The sequence below is a fragment of the Victivallis lenta genome (genome assembly GCF_009695545.1).
Taxonomy (GTDB): Bacteria; Verrucomicrobiota; Lentisphaeria; order Victivallales; family Victivallaceae; genus Victivallis; species Victivallis lenta.
In genome coordinates this window covers 1-3,948 of sequence record NZ_VUNS01000064.1, presented here as the reverse complement: position 1 = coordinate 3,948, position 3,948 = coordinate 1, and the positions used below count along the sequence as shown (strand labels likewise).

The window sequence follows — 3,948 nt, the reverse complement described above, 5'->3', positions numbered from 1 at the left end:
CTGTCAAACGGCAAACGGAATAAAAGCGACCAACGGGAGCGGTTATGCCGGATTGCCGCTTGACTGACGACGGGTTCTGATGTATCTCACGCTGATTTACCCACAAATTCCCGTGAAGACCCAAAAATAATAAACTGATGCTCTATCTCGAGGGTGAGCAGTATGAGTGTTCATTGAGTGGAACGCATTTTTCAGGGCTAATGTACATACAGAAGAGGGTTCGGGGCGTCTCCGGAGACTTTCAGTCGGATGGAAAAATTACCGGCAAGCAGGAAAGATGGGATGTTTTTACACCGGAAGAGAAACTGACATTGACTTTTGAGGCGGTTCGAGATACTTCGGAGGAGGCTCAGAAATTCTGGCCGCAGTATCTTCAGGAGTGGGAAGCACATTTGGCTTCTCTTGACAAGAAGCCGGATTGGGATGCTACGGAAGCCGGGCGTCATCGAAGGGACGGATTGTTGGCTCTCGCCGCAGAACAGCATGTAACTTTGACGGTTCGGGGAAAAGTCGTTGATTCTACAGGAAAACCATTGGAAGGCATTGTATTGCGTTGTGGAACCCAGCGTATTGATATCAATTATTCCATGGGGTTGGCGGCTACAGAAGAATATATTACCACCGATGCCGCCGGTGAGTTTAAAACGAAAGAGTTGACTGCATGGGCTCTCTCCTTGAGATATGGAGGTAAGAAGTATCAGGCTTATCAGGTCAGTTATCAAACGAAAGAACAATTACTGGAGTTACAGAAGAATCCGATTACGATAACCCTCCTGCCTATACAAGAAGAAGCCGCCGAATAATAGGATGCCTAATAGGTGAGTTTGCTTACAAAAATGGTAAAGTAAAATAAATGAAAATTGCTGTAGTACAATTACTTTCCCTTTTGCTTTTTATTATTGGTTTAAGTGTGTATGCCGATGAAACCTCATTGGAAGGTGCTTATATCTGGACCCTCAAGTCCCCGGATGGAAACGAATTTGTAGAAAAAATCTATTTCAAAAATATAAATAATAAACTGATGCTCTATCTCGAAGGCGAGCAGTATGAGTGTTCTTTGAGTGGAACGCATTTTTCGGGGCAGATGTACATACAGAAGAGGGTTCGGGACGTATCCGGAGGCTTCCAGTCGGATGGAAAAATTATCGGCAAGCAGGAAAGATGGGATGTTTTTACACCGGAAGAGAAAGTGACATTGACTTTTGAGGCGGTTCGAGATACTTCGGAGGAGGCTCAGAAATTCTGGCCGCAGTATCTTCAGGAGTGGGAAGCACATTTGGCATCTCTTGACAAGAAGCCGGATTGGGATGCTACGGAAGCCGGGCGTCATCGAAGGGATGGATTGTTGGCTCTCGCCGCAGAACAGCATGTGACTTTGAAAGTTCGCGGGAAAGTCGTTGATTCTACAGGAAAGCCGCTACCGGGTATTGTGTTGTGTTGTGGAACCCAGCGTATTGATATCAATTATTCCATGGGATTAGCAACCACAGAAGACTATATTACGACCAATTCTGCCGGTGAATTTGAAACGAAAGAATTGACGGCATGGGCACTTTTTTTGTTCTATGGAGGAAAGAAATATCAGGAATATAGTGCAGACTTTGAGAATAAAGAACAGTTATTGGAGTTGCAGAAGAATCCGATTACGATAACCCTCCTGCCTATACAAGAAGAAGCCGCCAAATAATATGTAGAAGTTACGATATCATCTGACGCTTTGTCATATTTTCTATTGCTCTAACACGCTGTTACTATACTGCAACATTTTTTCCTTTGCAAGCAGCAATGAGTCATGGAATGTTTGCCTTGGCGTTTTTCCGTAACAATATTTCCCGCTATGAGGTCGATTTTCATTGTAGTCCTGCATCCACTCATCGAGATCTTTCTGCAGCATTTCAATGGAGTCGTATATTTTCTTACGAAAAGTGATCGATAACGTCCGGAAAATTGCGCACATTTGAAAATGAGGCAGCTTGAAAAAGAGCCTGTTTTCTGATTGATTACAGTCATCACACAACAATCAATCGAAAGGAAAACAGGCCATGGAAAATCTAGCGCAAGAAAACGAAAAGGCAATCTCCGGAGCGATCAAAATTGATGAAAAAGAGATTCGGACGCATCTTGACGGACTGGTTCGGCAGTCCGTCGAGGATACGTTGAATGCGTTGTTGAATGCGGAAGCCGACGCGATTTGTCAGGCATCGAGGTATCAGCGCAGTCCGGATCGGCAGGATACACGGGCAGGAAGCTACAAGCGCAAGCTTTTGACGAAGGCAGGCGAAGTGGAGCTTCAGGTTCCGCGTTTACGAACGTTGCCGTTTGAAACACAGATTATTGAGCGTTATAAGACAAAGCAAAGCAGTGTTGAAGAAGCCTTGATTGAGATGTATCTGGCGGGAGTGTCTGTCCGGCGCGTGGAGGATATTACTGAAGCCTTGTGGGGAGCGAAAGTCGGTTCCAGCACGGTAAGCGAATTAAATCAAAAGATATACGGGAAGATCGAAGAATGGCGTATGCAACCGATTCATGGAGAGCATCCATACATTTTCGTGGATGGAGTCTATTTGAAACGAAGTTGGGGCGGTGAGGTTCAGAACGTTTCTGTTCTGGTTGCGGTCGGAGTGAACGATGAGGGATACCGTGAAATACTCGGCGTTGCGGAAGGCAGCCGTGAAGACAAAGAATCCTGGAGCAACTTCCTGCGTTACTTGAAAGAACGTGGACTCAAAGGCGTAAGGCTGATCGTTTCGGATAAATGTCTGGGGTTGTATGAGATTATTGGAGATTTCTTTCCCGCAGCAAAGTGGCAACGGTGCATTGTACACTGGTATCGAAATGCTTTCACCATGTGTCCGTGGAAACATCTTCGCGAAGTTGTAGCGATGCTTAAGGCAATTCATGCTCAAGAAGATAAAGCGGCTGCCCGGCAGAAAGCCGCTCTTGTGTCCGAAAAATTGCGCGCCATGAAACTGGAACGGATCGCAAGTTTTGTAGAAACCAGCGTGGATGAAACGTTGTCTTATATGGACTTCCCGTATGAGCACTGGAGCCGATTGCGGACGAATAACGGTCTCGAACGCATTATGAAAGAGATTCGTCACCGAACTCGGGTTGTCGGCAGCTTTCCGGATGGGTACTCGGCGATGATGCTGGTCGGGGCCAGGTTAAGGCATATTTCCACGACGAAATGGGGCACACGCCAATATATAAATACTTGCAAACTTTACGAAGGCAGTATAAGGTAAAAAGGCGGAGCCAACTAGCGTTTGGCATCTGTAATCTCTCAGAAACAAATGTGCGCAAAACTTCGGATACTACCTTTCTGGCAGAACAGTAGGAGGGATTATTGCAAGTATTGTCGGAGGGATCCTTGCTGGCGCAGGTGTTTTATCAGGTAATGTCCCGCTTGCACTTGCGGGTGTGGGAATTATGTCATTGGGGGGAGGAATTGCCGTTTATGATACATCCCAATATGATCCGTGCGCTTCTGCTGAAAAATTATATGAGGAAATGCCTACACCTGAAAAATATGACAGAGAAAACTCTCCTAATGACACTTCAACTGATGAAATTGATAAATTATACCCACAAGATGGACCTCCGGTTCAGCAGGAGGAGGAAGGTGGCCAGGCGTAAAATATTAGTAATAAAACACAAAAGGATGATCATATGAAATCGATAAATCAGTTTAAAATGGATCACATTAGCTTGGTTCTTACTTTCTTGGGTATCCTTGAGATTGCAATGATTCTATTATTGCTTTTTGATATAAAGCGCTGTGGTCCGGAAACGACAGCGAAAACAATTATAACATATATATTGGTTCATGACACTTTAAGCTTGTAAAATCAACAAGGTAAAGTATTGTGATTCATATGATTAACAAGTATATAATTCGTTCTCATATTTCTGAAGCCAAAACACGGGAGGTAATTCGCCTCTTCGCCA

General features: G+C 44.7%; 4 protein-coding genes and 1 pseudogene. 4 read left to right on the top strand and 1 reads right to left on the bottom strand.

Annotated elements, in window-relative coordinates; genetic code table 11:
* Positions 1-137: 137 nt before the first annotated feature.
* Positions 138-803, top strand: a complete 666-nt coding sequence (locus FYJ85_RS22755; RefSeq protein ID WP_154420973.1) for a peptidase associated/transthyretin-like domain-containing protein — start codon at positions 138-140, stop codon at positions 801-803.
* A 50-nt stretch (positions 804-853) separates the two neighbouring features.
* The gene (locus tag FYJ85_RS22750; protein WP_154420972.1) at positions 854-1,687 is read left to right on the top strand and encodes a peptidase associated/transthyretin-like domain-containing protein; all 834 of its coding nucleotides are present in this window, start codon (positions 854-856) and stop codon (positions 1,685-1,687) included.
* Between the two features lie 42 nt (positions 1,688-1,729).
* On the opposite strand, the pseudogene FYJ85_RS22745 reads toward FYJ85_RS22750, so the two are convergent.
* A pseudogene (locus FYJ85_RS22745) lies at positions 1,730-1,921 on the bottom strand (integrase core domain-containing protein); the annotation flags it as partial.
* 121 nt (positions 1,922-2,042) lie between these two features.
* Here FYJ85_RS22745 and FYJ85_RS22740 point away from each other — a divergent pair.
* Both FYJ85_RS22740 and FYJ85_RS22735 read left to right on the top strand, forming a co-directional pair.
* Positions 2,043-3,245, top strand: coding sequence for an IS256 family transposase (locus FYJ85_RS22740; protein ID WP_154420971.1), 1,203 nt, complete (start codon positions 2,043-2,045; stop codon positions 3,243-3,245).
* 184 nt (positions 3,246-3,429) lie between these two features.
* Positions 3,430-3,636, top strand: a complete 207-nt coding sequence (locus FYJ85_RS22735; protein WP_154420970.1) for a hypothetical protein — start codon at positions 3,430-3,432, stop codon at positions 3,634-3,636.
* Positions 3,637-3,948: the final 312 nt, after the last annotated feature.

Bases quoted from the DNA above. Each gene is read 5' to 3' on its own strand.
- FYJ85_RS22740 (WP_154420971.1), top strand. From the start codon at position 2,043: ATGGAAAATCTAGCGCAAGAAAACGAAAAGGCAATCTCCGGAGCGATC.
- FYJ85_RS22750 (WP_154420972.1), top strand. From the start codon at position 854: ATGAAAATTGCTGTAGTACAATTACTTTCCCTTTTGCTTTTTATTATT.
- FYJ85_RS22755 (WP_154420973.1), top strand. From the start codon at position 138: ATGCTCTATCTCGAGGGTGAGCAGTATGAGTGTTCATTGAGTGGAACG.
- FYJ85_RS22735 (WP_154420970.1), top strand. From the start codon at position 3,430: ATGTCATTGGGGGGAGGAATTGCCGTTTATGATACATCCCAATATGAT.